Raw genomic sequence first — 16615 nt, 5'->3', positions numbered from 1 at the left:
TCAAGCCGGCGTCGCCTCCGCCCGCAGCTCGCGCGCCGCCGCCACCATGTGGGCCAGCGCCGCCTCGGTCTCCGGCCACCCCCGCGTTTTCAGCCCGCAGTCGGGATTGACCCAGAGCAGGTCAGCCGGGATGACCTCGGCGGCCTTGCGCAGCAGGCGCAGCATCTCGGCCGCGTCGGGCACGCGCGGTGAGTGGATGTCGTAGACGCCAGGGCCGATCTCGTTGGGGTAGCGGAAGTCGCCAAAGCCGCGCAGCAGTTCCATGTCGGAGCGGCTGGTCTCGATGGTGATGACGTCAGCATCCATGGCTGCGATCTCGGGCAGGATGTCGTTGAACTCCGAGTAGCACATATGGGTGTGGATCTGCGTGTCATCGCGCACGGCGCTGGCCGACACGCGGAATGCGCGCGTGGCCCAGGCCAGGTAGGCGCCCCAGGCCGCGCGGCGCAGCGGCAGGCCTTCGCGGATAGCAGGCTCATCGATCTGGATGACGGCAATGCCGGCGGCCTCCAGGTCGACCACCTCGTCGCGGATGGCCAGCGCGATCTGCAGCGCCGTGGTGGCGCGCGGCTGGTCGTCGCGCACAAAGGACCATTGCAGGATGGTGATGGGGCCGGTCAACATGCCCTTCATGGGCTTGGCCGTCAGGCTCTGCGCGAAGACGGTCCAGTCCACGGTCATGGCCCTCGGTCGCGACACGTCGCCGAACAGCACCGGCGGCTTCACGCAGCGTGAGCCGTAGCTCTGCACCCAGCCGTTGGCGGTGAAGGCGAAGCCCGAGAGCTGCTCGCCGAAGTACTCGACCATGTCATTGCGCTCGGCCTCGCCGTGCACGAGCACGTCCAGCCCCAATGCCTCCTGCTTGTGCACGGCCAGCTCGATCTCGCGCTGCATGGCCTCGCGGTAGGCGGGCTCGGCGAGCTTGCCGCGCTTGAAGGCGGCGCGCGCGGCGCGGATCTCGGGTGTCTGCGGGAAGGAGCCGATGGTGGTTGTCGGGAAGGCCGGCAGGCGCAGGCGCTGGCGCTGCGCGGCCTGACGGGTGGGGAAGGGTGAGCGGCGCTGATCGGCATCGGTCGGCAAGGCCTCGAGACGGGCCGCGACGGTGCCGTTGCGCACGCGTCGGCTGGTGACACGGTTGGCGCGGGCAATGCGCGACTCGGCCAGTTCACGGGCCACGCTCGCTTCGCCGCCCCACAGCGCGCGCTTGAGTACGCGCAGCTCGTCCAGCTTCTCGACGGCGCCGGCCAGCCAGCCCTGCAGCTCGGTGTCCAGCGCCGCGTCGTGGCGCAGGCTGAAGGGCACGTGCAGCAGCGAGCAGGACGGCGCCACCCACATCCGCCCCCCGCGCAGCTCGCGGACCTTGTTGAGCTGTGACAGCGCCTGGTCGAGGTCACTGCGCCAGATGTTGCGGCCGTCGATGATGCCGACCGACAGCTCACGGTCCAGCGGCAGTCGCAGGGCCACGGGCAGCAGCTCCTCGGGGGCGCGCACGGCGTCCACATGCAGGCCGGCGACGGGCAGTTCGCAGGCGAGCGCCAGGTTGTCGCCCAGCGGCGAGAAATAGGTGGCCAGCAGCAGGGGCTGGCCGACGACGCCCAGGCGCGCATAGGCCAGGCGCAAGGCGTCTTGCCATGCCGGGCTGAGGTCCAGGCCGAGGATGGGCTCATCCAACTGCACCCAGGTCACGCCGCGGGCGGCCAAGCGGGTCAGCAGCTGTTCGTAGGCGGGGAGCAGGCGCTTCAGCAGCACCAGCCGGTCAAAGCCTTCCTGCTTGCTCTTGCCCAGGTAGAGGAAGCTGACCGGCCCCAGCAGCGCGACCTTGGGGCTGGCCGGCAGGGCGATAGCCTCATCGACTTCGGCGAGCAGGCGCTCGGCATTCAGGTTGAACTCGGTGGCGCTGTCGAACTCGGGCACGAGGTAGTGGTAGTTGGTGTCGAACCACTTGGTCATTTCCAGCGCGGGCACGCCATCGACGTGCGTGCCACTGCAGCCACAGGCCTCGGTGTGGGCATGGGTCGTCGTGATGCCGCGGGCCATCGCGAAATAGCGCTGCAGCGGCGTCTCCTGGCCGGTGAAGCCAAAGCGGGTCGGCTCGCAACCGAACAGCTGGATCAGGTGGGCGACATGGTCGTAAAGCGCGAAGTCGCCGACGGTGACATGGTCCAGCCCCGCGTCCTGCTGCAGCTTCCAGTGGCGGGCGCGCAGCTCGGCGGCCTTGGCTTCCAGCTCGGTGGCAGGCAGCTCGCCGCGCCAGTGGCGCTCCAGCGCCGTCTTCAGTTCGCGGTGCTCGCCCATGCGCGGGAAACCGAGGATATGAGTCTTGATCATGATGAATCGAACAATGCTGAAAACGATTCGTGATGATCGGCACTTCATGACTATGATTCAAACGAAACGTTTTCTGAATCATCACAAGTTCTGCTCATGCAAACGCCGCTCGAACTGCGCCATCTGCGCACCCTGGTTGCTTTGCGCGAGGCCGGCAATCTGTCCCGAGCGGCGCAGTTGCTGAACCTGACGCAGTCGGCCTTGTCCCACCAGCTCAAGGCCCTGGAGGAGCACTACGGCGCCGAGCTGTTCGCCCGCAAGAGCAACCCGCTGGTGTTCGGCGCGGTCGGGCAGCGGCTGTTGAAGCTGGCAGACATCGTGCTGACCCAGGTCGATGAGGCCGATCGCGACGTGCGCCGGCTGGTGGACGGCTCGGCCGGCCAATTGCGCATCGCCGTGGAATGCCACACCTGCTTCGACTGGCTGATGCCGGCCATGGACGCCTTCCGCGGCCGCTGGCCGGAGGTGGAGCTGGACATCGTCTCCGGCTTCCAGGCCGACCCCGTGGGCCTGCTGCACCAGGACCGCGCTGAGCTGGCCATCGTGTCGGATGTGGACGCCGACGAGACCGGCGTCGTCGTGCACCCGCTGTTCAGCTTCGAGATCATTGCGCTGCTGCCCAAGGGCCATGCGCTGCTGGCCAAGCCCTGGCTCGAAGCGCTCGATTTTGCTGACCACACCCTCATCACCTACCCGGTGCCCGACGAGATGCTGGACCTCGTGCGCCGCGTGCTGCAGCCCGCAGGCATCACGCCGCCGCGCCGCACCAGCGAGTTGACGGTGGCCATGCTGCAGCTGGTTGCCAGCGGCCGCGGCATTGCAGCGCTGCCGCTGTGGGCGGTGGAGGGCTATCTGGCGCGTGGCTATGTGGCGCGCCAACGCATCGGGGAGGGCGGGCTGACCGGGCGGCTCTACGCCGTCAGCACCGAAGGGCTCGCGGCCAAACCCTTCCTGGCCGACTTCGTGCGGCTGATGCGCGAGACCTCGCTGCTCAATCTGGCGGCGGTCAGTCTGCTCTAGTTGCGAGCGTGGGTCACGCGGTATCCGGCCACGCCAGGCAGCTCATGCAGCCGGTCGGTGAAGCGGCATAGCGTCTGGCCCTTGAAGTTCTGCTTGGCCGTGCAGACGAAGCGCCACTCTTCATGGTCGCCCTGCTTCTCGATGCTCAGCGAGCCGGGTGCGAAGCGGTAGCCCAGGCCGTCGGCGAACTCGGCCAGCTCGGCCTGCGTGAAGCGCCGGCCCGATTCGCCGCGCAGCGTCACTGCTATTGCCGGGTGGGAGGGCAGACGGCTTTCCAGCTTGGCGCCCCACATCATCAACGTCGCACACAGCAGCGTCAGCGCGATGGCGGCGAAATAGAAGCCCATGCCCAGCACGATGCCGATGGCCGATGCCGCCCACATCGAGGCCGCCGTCGTCAGCCCCGAGATGTTCATGCCCTCGCGCATGATGACGCCGGCGCACAGGAAGCCGATGCCCGTCACCACACCCTGAATCACGCGGGTCGGGTCGGTGAACTGCGGCAGCGAACCGCCGGCCATGTGGCCGCCGAACCATTGGTCGGGGTAGCCGACGAGGATGGTCACGGCGCAGGACGCCATGCAGACCAGCGCGTATGTGCGCATGCCGGCGGCACGGCCGTGGTAGGCCCGCTCATAGCCGAGCAACAGGCCCAGCACCATGGCGCCCAGCAGATGCATCAGCATCAGCACGTTGGCCGCCCATTGGCTGTCGGTCCAGTAGCGCAGCAGGTGGTCGGTTTCGAGCATGACGTGGGCAATGGCGGGGCAAACCTGCCCCGCGACCACGCTAACCCAGTCCAGCCCCGCTCGCCAGGGGGCTGGACGCGAAGGGATTCAGGCCAGGGCTGTCATGCGCTCAACGAGCACGCAGCGCACCCATTTGCGCGCCGTGATCTGCGCGGTCTGCGCGAGCAGGAACTCCTCGGCCTGGGAGTTGGGCGACTCGAACTCGAAGCCGCCGAGCTGCACGATGCGGCTCAGCGGCCGCGTCCAGACGCGGCGCACCTCGGCGCTGAAGAGGGGCACGCCCTCGTCCTCGCCGAGCAGCAGGCGCAACTCGTAGTGCTGGGCATCCAGCGGCGGCTCGGCCGCGGCCAGGATCTGCAGGCCGGCCTCGCTGAGGTTGACGACGACACCGCCGCGCTTCTCGGCCAGGCCCTCGGGCTTGATGACCCAGACCGGCAGCTGTTCGTGCTCGTCGGGCACCAGGAAGAACTCGACGCGAGGGAAGCGGCGTTGGTCAATCGACATGATGTGATCTGGGTTCGTGAACGGGCTGGATCAAAGCATCCGCGAATGACAGGCGCTTGTCAGTCGCCTGCCGTCGCTTGAAATGGCTTCGGGTCAGACCGCCAGCAGGTCGACCTCGAACAGCAGCGTCGCGTTCGGCGGGATGACGCCGCCCGCGCCGTGGGCACCATAGCCCAGCTCCGGCGGCAGCACCAGCATGCGCGTGCCGCCGACCTTCATGCCCTGCACGCCTTCGTCCCAGCCCTGGATGACCTCGCCGCCGCCGAGACGGAACTTGAAAGGCTGGCCGCGGTCCTTGCTGGAATCAAACTTCTTGCCACGCATGCCGTCTTTGTAGAGCCAGCCGGTGTAGTGCACCGACACGCGCTGGCCCTTGGCGGCTTCGGCGCCGTCGCCCACCACGCGGTCCTCGTACTGCAGGCCGCTGGAGGTGGTGTGCAGGTTCAGCTCGACATGTTCGGGGCCGCCGGCGAGGCCTAGCAGCTCGACCTCGAAGCACAGCGTCGCATTCGGCGGGATGACGCCGCCGGCGCCACGCGCGCCGTAACCCAGTTCGGCCGGGATGATCAGCGTGCGCTTGCCACCGATCTTCATGCCCTGCACGCCCTCGTCCCAGCCGCGGATGACCATGCCGGCGCCGAGTTCGAACTCGAAGGGGTCGCCGCGGTCCTTGCTGGAGTCGAACTTGTCGGTCCTGGCGCCGTCGACCCAGAGCCAGCCGGTGTAGTGGACGGTGACGTCATGGCCGGCCGCTGCCTGCTTGCCATCGCCTTCGACGGTGTCGTCAAACTGCAGGCCGGTGGGCGTGGTGTTCATGGGAAATCCTTGCTGTGGGGAAAGCCCCGGATTGTCGCCTCCTGGCCCAGGCGGCTGTTTCGTCGCCTGGGAGGTCTTGGTGTCGATTGCTCAGCCCTTTGTTCGTCGTGTCGAAGGGCGCCTTTGCCCTGCCGCTTCTGAGAGAGACGCATGAACTATCTGCTCATCATCGCCCACGACGACGGGTTTGCACCTACGGAGCGCCTCGTTGCGGAGATCATGGACTGGATCAAGTCGATGGAGGCTCGCGGTATTCGAGTCCAGGGCAACCCACTGCGGCCAGCCTCTGAGGCTGTCACCGTGCGCGTGAGGGATGGAAGGATCAGCCCCTCTTCAGGGCCGTTCTCGCGCTCGCGCGAACAAATGTGCGCGTATGAACTCATCCAATGCGCCAGTCTGGACATCGCCGTCGAGGTCGCAGCCAAACACCCGATGGCTGCAGTTGCCACGATTGAGGTGAGGCCGGTGTGGAGCCAGTTGTCGGAAGGTTGAGCCTGTTCCTGCTCGGCGCGCCAGCTTGTGCGTCTCAACTCGAACGTTCGCCCGCTGATTCCCTCACCAGCGCTTCCCATTTCGACACCGAGCCCGTCAGTACTTCCTCGGCGCTGTTCATCCCGTCCGGCAAGCGCAGCCCCAGCCGACTCGCGGCATCGCGCAGCCGCCCGGCAGGGTCGGCAAGGTCGATGGCCGCCGCGCCGTTCTGCTTGGACAGCTTGTGCCCGTCCACCGCCAGCACAAGCGGCGTGTGCAGATAGCGCGGTGTCGGAAAGCCAAGTGCTCGTTGCAGCGCGATCTGGCGCGGCGTGTTGTCGGCCAGGTCCTCACCGCGGACGATGTCGGTGACGCCTTGTTCAGCATCGTCGACGACGACGGCGAGCTGGTAGGCCCACAGGCCGTCGGCGCGCTTGAGGATGAAGTCGCCGACTTCGGTTTCGAGGTCTTGCGATTGCGCGCCCAGCCGGCGGTCCTGCCAGTTGATGCGGCCCGCGACGCGAAAGCGCCATGCCCGCACCGGCCGGCCGTGGGTGCCATCTCGGCAGGTGCCGGGATAGATCAGTTCACCATGCCTGGGCTTGGGGCCGGCTGCCGCTGCGATCTCGGCGCGGGTGCACGCGCAGCCATAGGCATGGCCGGAGGCAATCAGCCGGTCCAGCGCGGCTTGATACAGCTCGCCGCGGCGCGACTGCCAGACGGGCGGCTCGTCGGGTCGCAGGCCGAGGGCATCGAGCTGGCCGAGGATGACCTCGTCCATGCCCGGCGGGCAGCGCGGGCCATCGACGTCTTCGATGCGCACCAGCCACTCGCCGCCGTGGGCGCGGGCATCCAGCCAGCTCGCCAGCGCCGCCACCAGCGAGCCGGCGTGCAGCGGGCCGGTGGGCGAGGGCGCGAATCGACCTCGATAGCTCATCAGAGCAGCAGCCCCTCGTGCTGTTCGAGCAGTGCCTTGCGCGTCGTCTCGCTGCGCAGCTTGTCCAGCCACCATGCCAGCGCCTTGCCCGGTGCGGGACCGGTGTCGCGCCAGGCGTAATGCATCTTGCCGGTGCGGTGGCCTTCGTAGGTGGCCTTGCGCACCAGGCGGCCGGCCTCGATATGACGGCGCACGATGGGCACCGGCAGGGAGCCGCAGCCCAGGCCGCGCATCATGGCCTCCAGCTTGATGGCCAGCGACGGCACGGTCAGCACGTCCTGGCCTGGCAGCAGACCGACGCTGAGCGGCGCCATCAGCCGGGCGCTGTCAGCCACGGCAACGATGCGGTGCTCGGCGATCTGGCTTGCGCTGAGCGGCTCGGGCAGGCTGGCCAGCGGATGGTGGGGCGCAATGCAGAAGGCGAACTCCAGCTCGCCGGCGAACTCACAGTGAATGCCGCTGTTCTGCAGCTGCCCCGGTACACCGACTGCTATGTCGGCCTGGCCATGCAGCAAGGCCTCCCAGGTGCCGGCCAGTACCTCCACGCGCAGCTTGAGCCGGGTCGGCGGTGGGCCGCCGCCGTCGATCTTCTCGGCGTAGAAAGCTTCCATCAGATCGAACAGGGCCCGGCGGGCGACGGCGTCATCGACGGCCAGCGTCAGCTCGCTTTCCCAGCCGGTGGAGATGCGCCGCACGCGGTTGGCCACGGCGTCCAGTTCCTGAAGCAGGCGCCTGCCCTCGTGCAGCAGCTCCTGGCCGGCCGCTGTCAGCACGGCCTGGCGGGAGCTGCGGTCAAAGAGCAGCACGTCGAGCGCGTCTTCCAGCTGGCGCACGGAATAGGTCAGCGCCGACGGCACCCGACCCATCTCGCGAGCCGCGGCGGCGAAGCTGCCGGTGCGGGCGATGGTGTCCATCATGGACAGGGCTTCCGGGGTCAGTGCGCGGCGTTTGTCCTGAGGATTCGGCATGCGTTCAGTCTATTTGAATGATGTCCTCAACGCAGGCCGACTCCCGGATACGACGGTCGCTCCTACATTGACTCCATCGCCAACAAGCAAGGAGCCAGCATGCAAAACCCAGTGATGCAACTGATCAAGTCCAGTGACCGCGGCTACGCCGACCACGGCTGGCTGAAGTCCTTCCACAGCTTCTCCTTTGCTGACTACTACGATCCGGCCCGCATGGGCTTCGGGCCGCTGCGTGTCATCAACGAGGACAAGGTCGCTGCTGGCAAGGGCTTCGGCACGCACGGCCATCGCGACATGGAGATCATCAGCTACGTGCTCTCCGGCGAACTGGCGCACAAGGACAGCATGGGCAACGGCGAGGCCGGTGGTGCGAACGCTGGTGTCATCCGCCCCGGCGATGTGCAGCGGATGAGCGCCGGTACCGGCGTGATGCACAGCGAGTTCAACCATGCCAAGGACGAAACGACGCACTTCCTGCAGATTTGGATCCAGCCTGACGCCCGCGGCATCGCGCCGAGCTATGAGCAGAAGCACTTCGACGCCGGCTCCAAGCGCGGCCGGCTGCGTCTCGTCGCGGCCAATGACGGCTCGCAAGGCTCGGTGACCATCCATGCCGATGCCAAGCTGTATGCGGGCCTGTTCGATGGCGCCGAGCAAGCGGAACTTGAGCTGGCGCCCGGTCGCCTTGCCTATGTGCACCTCGTGCGCGGCGCGCTCAGCGTGAATGGACAAGACCTGGCAACCGGTGATGCCTTGCAGATTCGCGAAACATCGCGCCTCGCCTTGACGGCCGGCCATGATGCCGAGGTCCTCATCTTCGACCTGGCAGCCTGAGTTTCTTATCCCCCACCCACAGAGGAAATCCTCCATGAGCAAGATCGTTGTCGTCTACCACTCCGGCTACGGCCACACCAAGCGCATCGCCGAGACCGTTGCCGAGAGCGCGGGCGCCCAACTCATCGCCATCGACGCCGAAGGCAATCTGAAGGACGCCGACTGGGAAGCGCTGGCCGCGGCCGACGCCATCGTCTTCGGTTCGCCCACCTACATGGGCGCGGCCAGCTGGCAGTTCAAGAAGTTTGCCGACGCATCCAGCAAGGTCTGGTTCGGCCAGGGCTGGAAGGACAAGCTGGCCGCCGGCTTCACGAACAGCGCCTCCATGAACGGCGACAAGCTGTCGACGCTGCACTACTTCTTCACGCTGAGCCAGCAGCACTCCATGCTGTGGGTGGGCACGGGCATGATGCCGGCCAACAAGAAGGCTTCGACGCGCGACGACATCAACTACGTCGCGTCCTTCGGCGGCCTGATGACGGTCTCGCCCAGCGACGCCTCCACGGACGAAATGGCCGCGGGCGACTTCGCCACGGCCAAGGCCTTCGGCGAGCGCATCAAGACGGTTTCCGCCCGACTGAGCAAGGCTTAAACCAGGCCCAGATCGCGCGCGCTGGCCCCGGGAAAGACGGCGGCCAGCTGCGCGTCGTTCAGGCCGTACATACGCTTGAACAGGCCGCCAAATAGCGCCCGGTACTCGTTGAGCACCGGGTAGTCGCGGTTCTGGAACAGCGTGGCGGCCTTGACCTCCACCTGTTCGCCCATCACCCGCCCGCCCTTCACGCCGCCGCCCAGCACCCAGTAGGCGCTGCCGTGGCCATGGTCGGTGCCGCGGTTGCCGTTCTCGCGGAAGGTGCGGCCAAACTCGCTGACCACCACCACCACGGTGTTGTTCCACTGCGGGCCCATCTCGTCGGCAAACAGCGCGAGGCCGCGGCCGAGCTCACCGAGCTTGGTGGCAAGCTGGCCGGTCGCACCGCCCTGGCCCACATGGGTGTCCCAGCCGCCGACGTCGATGAAACCCAGCGTCACGCGTTCGCGCATCAGCCGTGCGATGCGCCGTGCTTCGAGCGCAAAGCCCTTGGCGGCAATGGCACCGCGGCTGGCGGCCTCCATCTCGCCGGCCATCTCGCGCGAGACTTCGTCGCGCACCTCGAAGCCACCGCTGACCGTGCCGGCCATGCGTGTGTTGGCATACATGCCGGCGATGACCTGGGCCTGGGCGGCATTGATGGCCGGCTTGCCGAGGTCGCGCAGGGCCTGGTTGGCCACGGGCAGGTTGCCACGCAGGATCAGCGGCACCTGGTCGGTGAAGGCCATGGCTTCCAACCTCGAACTGACGGGCGAGCCCGCACCCAGTACGCCGGCCAGCCGGTTCATGAAGCCGCTGCGGAAGTCACGTGAACCCTCGTCGGCCTGGCCCAGCTCGATGTGGTCCTGGGTTTCGAAATGGCTGCGCGTCGTGTCGTTGGTTCCGGCAAAGGGCACGAAGGCGGCCTGGCCCTTGAGCCAAAGCGGGTGGATGGTGTCGGCCACCGCGGGCGACAGGCCCCAGCTCGCGTCCAGCGGCAGCGCGGCCGTCTTGGCGATGGCGATGTTGGGCCGGGCCTCGTAGTAGAAGCTGGATGAGGTGGGCACCAGCAGGTTGGCCGCGTCATAGGCACCGCGCAGGAAGACGACCAGCAGGCGCGGCGTGTCGGCTGCTGCGGCCCACATTTGTGTGGGCAGGGCGGCCGTACCAAGGCCAGCGAGGCCGAGCTGGAGCAAAAGGCGTCGGTTCATGGCGTCACCTGTTCATGAAGTCGGGGGAGGCCAGCAGGTAGGTGTTCCATTCCTGTGGCGACGTGGCCTGACCCAGCGCCTGCTGCGTGGCGGCGGCCAGGCGCGGGGCGATGCCCTCGTAGTACAGCGGGTGGGCGATCTGCGGGAAGGCTGGCCTGTCCTTGGGCTCGCCCTCGACCTTGAAGAGGCCCGCGCTGCCGCTGCCGATGGCGCGCGCGATCTCGAAGCGCGTCGTCATCTGGCCGGGCCCCGCCCAGGCGCTTTCGTCGAGCGCATAGCCGTCGGGCGTCTGGCGGTTGTAGGGCGCCTGGCCGAGGCGGTAGAGCCAGCCGATCATCGGGCCGGTGTTCAGCACCACCTTGTCGGCATAGGCCAGGCGCACGGCCGACACGACGTAATGCGTCGGGTCCTTGAACTTGCGGCCGAGGGACGCCTCGAATTCGGGTGATCCGACCATGGCGCGCAGCACCTCGGCGATGCGGCCGTCGCTTTGCAGCCAGCGCTCGGCCATGCGCTCGACCAAGGCCGGCGGCGGCTCGTCGGCGACGAAGTACTGGGCCAGCTTGCGCGATACAAAGTGGGCCGTGCTCGGGTGTTTGGCCAGCAGGTCCAGCACCTGGTCCAGTTCGGCCTCGCCCTGGCCCTTGACGGTGACGCCGAGCAGTTGCTTGTCGCCGAAATCGTGCCGCGCCGGGTTGAACTCCATCAGCCCGTCTCGGCGGTATTGAGTCTCCTGCGCGGGCTTGAGCTTGGGTTTGTTGTCGGTCAGGTTCACGCCCAGCCCGGTCAGCACGCGGGCCAGCTCCTGCACATCCTTCTGGCTATAGCCACCGCCCACGCCCAGGGTGTGCAGTTCCAGCAGCTCGCGGGCGTAGTTCTCGTTGATGCGGTTGGCGGCGTTCTGCTCGTTGTCGAGGTAGCGCAGCATGGCCGGGTGGTGGGCCGTGTAGCCGAGCAGGTCGCGAAAGCGCCCGAGCGCGCGTTCGCGCAGACCCTGCTCGTAGTCGCCCACCATGACGCGCAGGTTGCTCTTGTACTGGTGGACGTTGAAATGGTTGAACCAGAACCAGGTCATCTGCTCCTGGACCTGGTTGGGCGAGTACAGGGCATTCAACAGCTGGCGCGTCGACGCCTCGCGGGCCAGCTTGGTCAGAGCCTGCTGGTAGTTCTTCTGCGCCTCCGCCTTGGCCATATCGTCGGTCAGTGCATCGGCGGCCCTGCGCTGGGCTTCCATCTGCTGCACCAGGGGCAACAACGGCTGCTGGGTGACGGCGAGAGCCTGGATTTGCGCCTGAGCGGCTTCTGGCAGTGCGCCCGGGATGCGAGGCTGGAGCTGGGCTTCCAGCCAGACCTCGCGGCCCTGGCGGCGGACCTGGCTGAGATCGGCGCTGCTGGCACCCCAGCTCAAGCGATCCAACCACAGCGTGTCGGCGGCTGCGCTGTGGCTGCCCACCGTGGGCGCCTGGAATGGCGCAGCGGCACAGCCGGCCAGCAATGCGGCGGTGCAAAGCGCGAGACGGGGCAAGGCTGTCATGGCGGGCGGGCCTTTCGGGCTGAGTCCGGGCCAACGGTCGGTCGCGGCCCGGCGTTGACCCCGGCAGGCTAGCAGACGCGCCGCCCCCCTAATGTGTCTGTCGGCTGCCGTCATGTTGCTGGTTTGTGGTCTTGGACCGCGTCCTTGCCGCCCTTTGTGTCGAGGCGGTGCTATTTCGAAGACATGCCAGACACCGGTGCCCGCCACATTGCGGCGGCCAGCTTCATTGACGACGTGACGCTGACGACCACGGCCGTGCCGGAGCCAACGCCGTCTGCCCTGTTGCTGGCCGGCATGGCCGCACTGGGCGGGTTGACCTGGCAGCGTCGACGCCGCTGAGCATCGCTGGGCAGCGCCGGGCGGCTCACCGGCCACCCGGCGTGCAGCGGATGCACGGCCCTGGACTTGCCGGGCTTGCTGTCAACGCACGCAGCCGTTACTGTTTGCGCATGCAAAGCGGTCGTCGAGTTCCGCTCAGGGTAGGGCTGGTGCTTGCGGTAGCCGGGTTGTTCGCTCCGGCTGCCGAGGCGGGCTGTTCGCGCGCGATTGACGTGCCGGTGTCGCCAGCGGGACGGCTGGTGTTCGTCGAAGATGAGCGCGTCGAGGGCGTGCTGCCGGAACTGCTGCGCGAGCGCGGCGCGCTGCTTGGCTGCGAGTTCCGGTTCAGCGTCGTGCCCCGCGCGCGCGCCGCGCGAACGGTCTTCGAGGCGCAGGATGGCGATCTCTATTTGCCGGCATTGCGCAAACCCGAGCGCGATCAGACCCATCTCTTCGTACCCTTGAGTCGCCAGGGCGTGGCCGTGGCGACGCTACGCACGCACGCGCCGGTGCCGGCCGACCTGAGTCGGCTGTTGGCCGACAAGAGCCTGCGCGGCATCTTCGTGCGTGGCTACTACTTCGGGCAGGCCTACGGCGATTTCGTCGACCAATTGCTGGCGGACAAACGTGCCGACATCGTGCCCGACATCGAGGCGCTCAGCCGCATGTTGCGAGCGGGCCGCGCCGACTTCACGCTGCTGCCCCACGTGACCGGCCAGGGTGCCCTGGACCTGGCGCCACGGATGCCGCTGTCGCAGACGGCTTTTCGCATCGAGTTGCTGGAGACCCTGCCGCTGATGGAGAACGGTGTCTATCTGGCCAGGCGCAATCTCGACGCCGCCGACCTGGTGCTGCTGGTGCAGATGTTCGAGCGGGCCGTCGCCGAAGGGGCGCTCCGGCGGGCCTATCTGCGCCACTACCCACCGGAGGTGGTCGACCACATGCGCTTCTGACCGACTTGGTGCGCTTACTTCGAACCCGGCGCGTAGATCTGGTCGAACACACCGCCGTCGTCGAAGTGGGCCTTCTGGGCCTGGCGCCAGTTGCCGAAGTACTCGTCGAGGGTGAAGAGCTTGACCGGCCCGAACTGCTTGGCGTACTTGGCAGCGACCTTGGCGTCACGCGGGCGGTAGTAGTTCTTGGCCGCGATCTCCTGGCCCTCGGGGCTGTAGAGGTAGTTCAGATAGGCCTCGGCCTGCTTGCGCGTGCCGCGCTTGTCGACGACCTTGTCGACGATGGCCACCGGCGGCTCGGCCAGGATGGACACACTGGGCGTGACGATCTCGAACTTGTCCGGGCCGAGCTCCTTGACGGCCAGGTAGGCCTCGTTCTCCCAGGCGATCAGCACGTCGCCGATGCCGCGTTCGACAAACGTCGTCGTCGAGCCGCGGGCGCCCGAGTCCAGCACCTTGGTGTTGGCGTAGATGCGCTTGACGAAGTCCTTGGCCGAGTCGGGCGTGCCGCCGTTCTTCAGCGCATAGCCCCAGGCGGCCAGGTAGTTCCAGCGCGCCCCGCCGCTGGTCTTGGGGTTGGGGGTGATGACGTCGACGCCGCTGCGCGCCAGGTCGGGCCAGTTGCTGATCTTCTTCGGGTTGCCCTTGCGCACGAGGAAGACGATGGTGGAGGTGTAGGGGCTGGCGTTGTTGGGCAGCTTCTTCTGCCAGTCCAGGGGCAGCAGCTTGTGGTCGGCGATGGCGTCGATGTCATAGGCCAGCGCGAGCGTGACGACGTCGGCCTCCAGCCCGTCGATGACGGCGCGGGCTTGCTTGCCGGAGCCGCCATGCGAAGCCTTGACGCTGACGGTCTCGCCGGTCTTGGCCTTCCACTGCGCGGCGAAGGCCTTGTTGAAGTCCTGGTAGAGCTCCCGCGTCGGGTCGTAGGAGACGTTCAGCAGCGAGGTCTGCGCAAAGGCGCCGGTGGCGGCGAGAGCGAAGGAGAGGGCAGTGAGGAGGCGGCGCATGGTGTTTGAGTTAGGGGTAAGGCGGTTCACTCTAGGGATCAGGGCAGGAGCGGGCAAAGAAGAAGAGCGCGCAAGCTCATGCGGCTTTCGACCAGGCCAGCACGGGTTCAGCCGCCACGGTCGGCAGCTCGTGGCGGGCCGCATCGACGACCTCGCGCTTGAGCGGCGAAGCAAAGGTCTGGATGAACTCGTAGATGTAGTCGCGCAGATAGGCGCTGCGCCGCACGGCCAGGCGCGTCATGTTGTCCTCGAACAGATGGCGGGCATCGATGGCACGCAGATGGCGGTCGCGCTCCTCGTCGAAGGCGATGGCCGCGACGATTCCCACGCCCAAGCCTAGCTCTACATAGGTCTTGATGACGTCGGCATCCATCGCGCTCAGCACGATGTGGGGCTGCAGCTGGGCCGCGGCAAAGGCTTCGTCGATGTGGGAGCGGCCGGTGTAGCCGGGCTCGTAGGTGACGATAGGAAATTGGGCCAGGCGGGCCAGCGTCAGCGGGCCATCGAGCAGCGGGTGGTCGGGCGGCACGACGACCGAGTGCGTCCAGCGGTAGCAGGGCAGGGCGACGAGTTCAGGGTATTGCGCCAGCGCCTCGGTGGCGATGCCCACGTCGGCCTCGCCATCGAGCAGCAGGCGGGCGATCTGCTGGGGCGAGCCCTGCTGCAGATGCAGGCTGACGTCGGGGTGATGGGCGCGGAAGTCGCGCACGGCGGGCGGCAGCGCGTAGCGCGCCTGGCTGTGCGTGGCCGCGATGCGCAGGCGGCCGCTGCCCGCCTGGGCGAAGTCGTCGGCCGCGCGCTTGAGGTTCTCGGCTTCCAGCAGCAGCCGCTCGATGACGGGCAGCACGTGCTCGCCCGGCTCGGTCAGCCCTGTGAGGCGCTTGCCCACGCGCACGAAGAGCTCGATGCCGAGCTCCTCTTCCAACTCGCGGATCTGGCGGCTGACGCCGGGTTGCGAAGTGTGCAGGGCCTGCGCGACTTCGGTCAGGTTGAAGCCGCGGCGCTGGGCTTCGCGGACGGAACGGAGTTGCTGGAAGTTCATGCGAGGCGATTTTGCGAACAGCGATCACTTCTGTCGTCGAACCATTCGCCATATCGTTATGCACTTCGTGGTGGTGTCAGGCGGTTTTGGTACGCCTACAGTTGGCCGGCATCCAAGGAGTCAATGCATGCATAAGGAAGCCATTCCGACCCAGGCCTGGGCCTTGTTCGATCGCTACGTGCACGGCGACCTGAGCCGGCGCGGGTTTCTTGAGCAGGCCGCCAGCTTTGCCGGTGGCCCGGCTGGTGCCGCTGCGCTGTTGGCCACACTCAGCCCCAATTTCGCCGCGGCCCAGCAAGTCAAGCCAGATGACCCGCGCCTGGTGACGCGCCGCCAGGCCTTCGATTCGCCGCAAGGCAACGGCAAGGTGCAGGGCTATCTGGCCAAGCCGGCAAGTGCCGCGGGCAAGCTGCCCGCCGTGCTCGTCGTGCATGAGAACCGCGGCCTGAACCCGCACATCGAGGACATCGCCCGCCGTGTCGCGCTCGCCGGCTACGTGGCCTATGCGCCCGACGCACTGGCGCCGCTGGGCGGCTACCCGGGCGACGAGGACAAGGCGCGCGAGCTCTTCGGCAAGCTCGACGCCGGCAAGACGCGTGCAGACATCGTCGCCGCTGCTCGCGGGCTGCTGGCGCTGCCGGATGCCAATGGCAAGGTCGGCGTGGTCGGCTTCTGCTGGGGTGGCTCGCTGACCAACCATGTGGCCACGCAGGTGCCTGAGCTGGCCGTGGCCGTGCCCTTCTACGGCGCCGCGCCAGCGCTGGAAGACGTGCCGCGCATCAAGGCGCGGCTGCTGCTGCACTACGCCGGCAACGACGAGCGCGTCAATGCCAGCTGGCCACCCTATGAAGCCGCGCTGAAGGCGGCGGGCGTGCGCTATGAGCAGTTCGTTTACGCCGGCACCCAGCACGGCTTCAACAACGACACGACGCCACGCTACGACCCCGCGGCGGCGCAGCTGGCCTGGGAGAGGACGCTGGCGGTATTCAAGTCAACGCTCGGCTAGGGCGCGCAGGCGCGATACGCTTGCGGCTCCCGAGGCCCGACGCGAGCGCGCCATGACACAGCATCGAATCAGACGCGGCAGTTTTGTCTTCCAGGTCCGGCCGGCCAGGGCCGGCTGGCGGCTGGCGGTGTTGGCTGCCGTGAGCCTCATGAGTCTTTTGGGCGCTTGCGGTGCCCCCGGCCCTGCCACGGCCCCCGCGGCAGCGCCGGTCCCGGCCGCCGTGCCTGCACCGCCGCCGGCGCCGGTGCCACCCCCCACGCTGCCGTTCGATGCCGCCGTGCTGCGCGCCGCCACGGCTTTGCTCGCCGATGCGCTGCCGGCCGAGGCCCGGGAGCTGGTGATCGAC

18 protein-coding genes and 1 pseudogene are annotated in these 16615 nt (G+C 67.7%); 8 read left to right on the top strand and 11 right to left on the bottom strand.

Going from position 1 to position 16615, the window contains the following annotated elements; translation table 11 throughout:
* Nucleotides 1-2328, bottom strand: coding sequence for a 5-methyltetrahydropteroyltriglutamate--homocysteine S-methyltransferase (metE, locus tag ACXJKJ_RS25760; protein WP_457393557.1), 2328 nt, complete (start codon nucleotides 2326-2328; stop codon nucleotides 1-3).
* A gap of 96 nt (nucleotides 2329-2424) precedes the next feature.
* Here metE and ACXJKJ_RS25755 point away from each other — a divergent pair, with 96 nt between their 5' ends.
* The gene (locus tag ACXJKJ_RS25755) at nucleotides 2425-3348 is read left to right on the top strand and encodes a LysR family transcriptional regulator (RefSeq protein ID WP_457322235.1); all 924 of its coding nucleotides are present in this window, start codon (nucleotides 2425-2427) and stop codon (nucleotides 3346-3348) included.
* On the opposite strand, the gene ACXJKJ_RS25750 is transcribed toward ACXJKJ_RS25755, so the two are convergent.
* From ACXJKJ_RS25750 to ACXJKJ_RS25735, 4 genes and pseudogenes are all read right to left on the bottom strand, one after another.
* A complete protein-coding gene (locus ACXJKJ_RS25750; RefSeq protein ID WP_457355196.1) occupies nucleotides 3345-4097 on the bottom strand; it encodes an MgtC/SapB family protein in 753 nt (250 codons plus the stop codon). The genes ACXJKJ_RS25755 and ACXJKJ_RS25750 overlap by 4 nt on opposite strands.
* 87 nt (nucleotides 4098-4184) lie before the next feature.
* Complete coding sequence (locus tag ACXJKJ_RS25745) at nucleotides 4185-4601, bottom strand: PilZ domain-containing protein (protein WP_056197633.1); 417 nt, start codon at nucleotides 4599-4601, stop codon at nucleotides 4185-4187.
* 93 nt (nucleotides 4602-4694) lie between these two features.
* The gene (locus ACXJKJ_RS25740; protein WP_457322246.1) at nucleotides 4695-5042 is read right to left on the bottom strand and encodes an FKBP-type peptidyl-prolyl cis-trans isomerase; all 348 of its coding nucleotides are present in this window, start codon (nucleotides 5040-5042) and stop codon (nucleotides 4695-4697) included.
* Nucleotides 5043-5072: 30 nt separating this feature from the next.
* A pseudogene (locus ACXJKJ_RS25735) lies at nucleotides 5073-5417 on the bottom strand (FKBP-type peptidyl-prolyl cis-trans isomerase); the annotation flags it as partial.
* Between the two features lie 150 nt (nucleotides 5418-5567).
* Here ACXJKJ_RS25735 and ACXJKJ_RS25730 point away from each other — a divergent pair.
* Complete coding sequence (locus ACXJKJ_RS25730; protein WP_457322231.1) at nucleotides 5568-5909, top strand: YciI family protein; 342 nt, start codon at nucleotides 5568-5570, stop codon at nucleotides 5907-5909.
* 34 nt (nucleotides 5910-5943) lie between these two features.
* Here the strand turns inward: ACXJKJ_RS25730 and gluQRS are convergent, their stop codons facing one another.
* Together gluQRS and ACXJKJ_RS25720 are read right to left on the bottom strand one after the other, a co-directional pair.
* The gene (gene gluQRS / locus ACXJKJ_RS25725) at nucleotides 5944-6825 is read right to left on the bottom strand and encodes a tRNA glutamyl-Q(34) synthetase GluQRS (protein ID WP_457393555.1); all 882 of its coding nucleotides are present in this window, start codon (nucleotides 6823-6825) and stop codon (nucleotides 5944-5946) included.
* The gene (locus ACXJKJ_RS25720) at nucleotides 6825-7793 is read right to left on the bottom strand and encodes a LysR family transcriptional regulator (RefSeq protein WP_056197622.1); all 969 of its coding nucleotides are present in this window, start codon (nucleotides 7791-7793) and stop codon (nucleotides 6825-6827) included. Before ACXJKJ_RS25720 ends, gluQRS begins: the two co-directional genes overlap by 1 nt.
* Nucleotides 7794-7904: 111 nt before the next feature.
* Here ACXJKJ_RS25720 and ACXJKJ_RS25715 point away from each other — a divergent pair, with 111 nt between their 5' ends.
* Together ACXJKJ_RS25715 and ACXJKJ_RS25710 are read left to right on the top strand one after the other, a co-directional pair.
* On the top strand, nucleotides 7905-8627 hold the full coding sequence (locus ACXJKJ_RS25715; RefSeq protein ID WP_457393585.1) for a pirin family protein: 723 nt from the start codon (nucleotides 7905-7907) through the stop codon (nucleotides 8625-8627).
* 34 nt (nucleotides 8628-8661) lie between these two features.
* Nucleotides 8662-9219 (top strand): flavodoxin family protein, encoded by a 558-nt coding sequence (locus ACXJKJ_RS25710; protein WP_457393553.1) that lies wholly within the window; start codon nucleotides 8662-8664, stop codon nucleotides 9217-9219.
* Here ACXJKJ_RS25710 and ACXJKJ_RS25705 read toward each other — a convergent pair.
* On the bottom strand, nucleotides 9216-10409 hold the full coding sequence (locus ACXJKJ_RS25705; RefSeq protein WP_457393551.1) for a DUF1501 domain-containing protein: 1194 nt from the start codon (nucleotides 10407-10409) through the stop codon (nucleotides 9216-9218). The two genes, ACXJKJ_RS25710 and ACXJKJ_RS25705, sit on opposite strands and share 4 nt — an antisense overlap.
* Before the next feature lie 4 nt (nucleotides 10410-10413).
* Nucleotides 10414-11943: a DUF1800 domain-containing protein gene (locus ACXJKJ_RS25700; protein WP_457393549.1), complete on the bottom strand. Its 1530-nt coding sequence runs from the start codon at nucleotides 11941-11943 to the stop codon at nucleotides 10414-10416.
* A 183-nt stretch (nucleotides 11944-12126) separates the two neighbouring features.
* Here ACXJKJ_RS25700 and ACXJKJ_RS25695 point away from each other — a divergent pair, with 183 nt between their 5' ends.
* Both ACXJKJ_RS25695 and ACXJKJ_RS25690 read left to right on the top strand, forming a co-directional pair.
* Complete coding sequence (locus ACXJKJ_RS25695) at nucleotides 12127-12282, top strand: PEP-CTERM sorting domain-containing protein (RefSeq protein WP_457393547.1); 156 nt, start codon at nucleotides 12127-12129, stop codon at nucleotides 12280-12282.
* Nucleotides 12283-12521: 239 nt separating this feature from the next.
* Entirely contained in the window at nucleotides 12522-13214 is a 693-nt protein-coding gene (locus ACXJKJ_RS25690) for a hypothetical protein (RefSeq protein ID WP_457322223.1), read from the top strand.
* A gap of 14 nt (nucleotides 13215-13228) precedes the next feature.
* Here ACXJKJ_RS25690 and ACXJKJ_RS25685 read toward each other — a convergent pair whose 3' ends face one another.
* Together ACXJKJ_RS25685 and ACXJKJ_RS25680 are read right to left on the bottom strand one after the other, a co-directional pair.
* Nucleotides 13229-14221: a sulfate ABC transporter substrate-binding protein gene (locus tag ACXJKJ_RS25685; protein ID WP_056197613.1), complete on the bottom strand. Its 993-nt coding sequence runs from the start codon at nucleotides 14219-14221 to the stop codon at nucleotides 13229-13231.
* A gap of 76 nt (nucleotides 14222-14297) precedes the next feature.
* Entirely contained in the window at nucleotides 14298-15263 is a 966-nt protein-coding gene (locus ACXJKJ_RS25680) for a CysB family HTH-type transcriptional regulator (RefSeq protein WP_457322221.1), read from the bottom strand.
* Between the two features lie 127 nt (nucleotides 15264-15390).
* On the opposite strand from ACXJKJ_RS25680, the gene ACXJKJ_RS25675 reads away from it, so the two are divergent.
* Together ACXJKJ_RS25675 and ACXJKJ_RS25670 are read left to right on the top strand one after the other, a co-directional pair.
* Nucleotides 15391-16269: a dienelactone hydrolase family protein gene (locus ACXJKJ_RS25675; RefSeq protein ID WP_457355182.1), complete on the top strand. Its 879-nt coding sequence runs from the start codon at nucleotides 15391-15393 to the stop codon at nucleotides 16267-16269.
* Nucleotides 16270-16417: 148 nt separating this feature from the next.
* A partial coding sequence (locus tag ACXJKJ_RS25670) for a hypothetical protein (RefSeq protein ID WP_457393545.1) occupies nucleotides 16418-16615 on the top strand: 198 nt, incomplete at its 3' end.

The organism is Roseateles sp. P5_E1, assembly GCF_054049335.1.
Note: the sequence above shows the minus strand (reverse complement) of the source record. Positions and strands in the feature narration are given on the sequence as shown.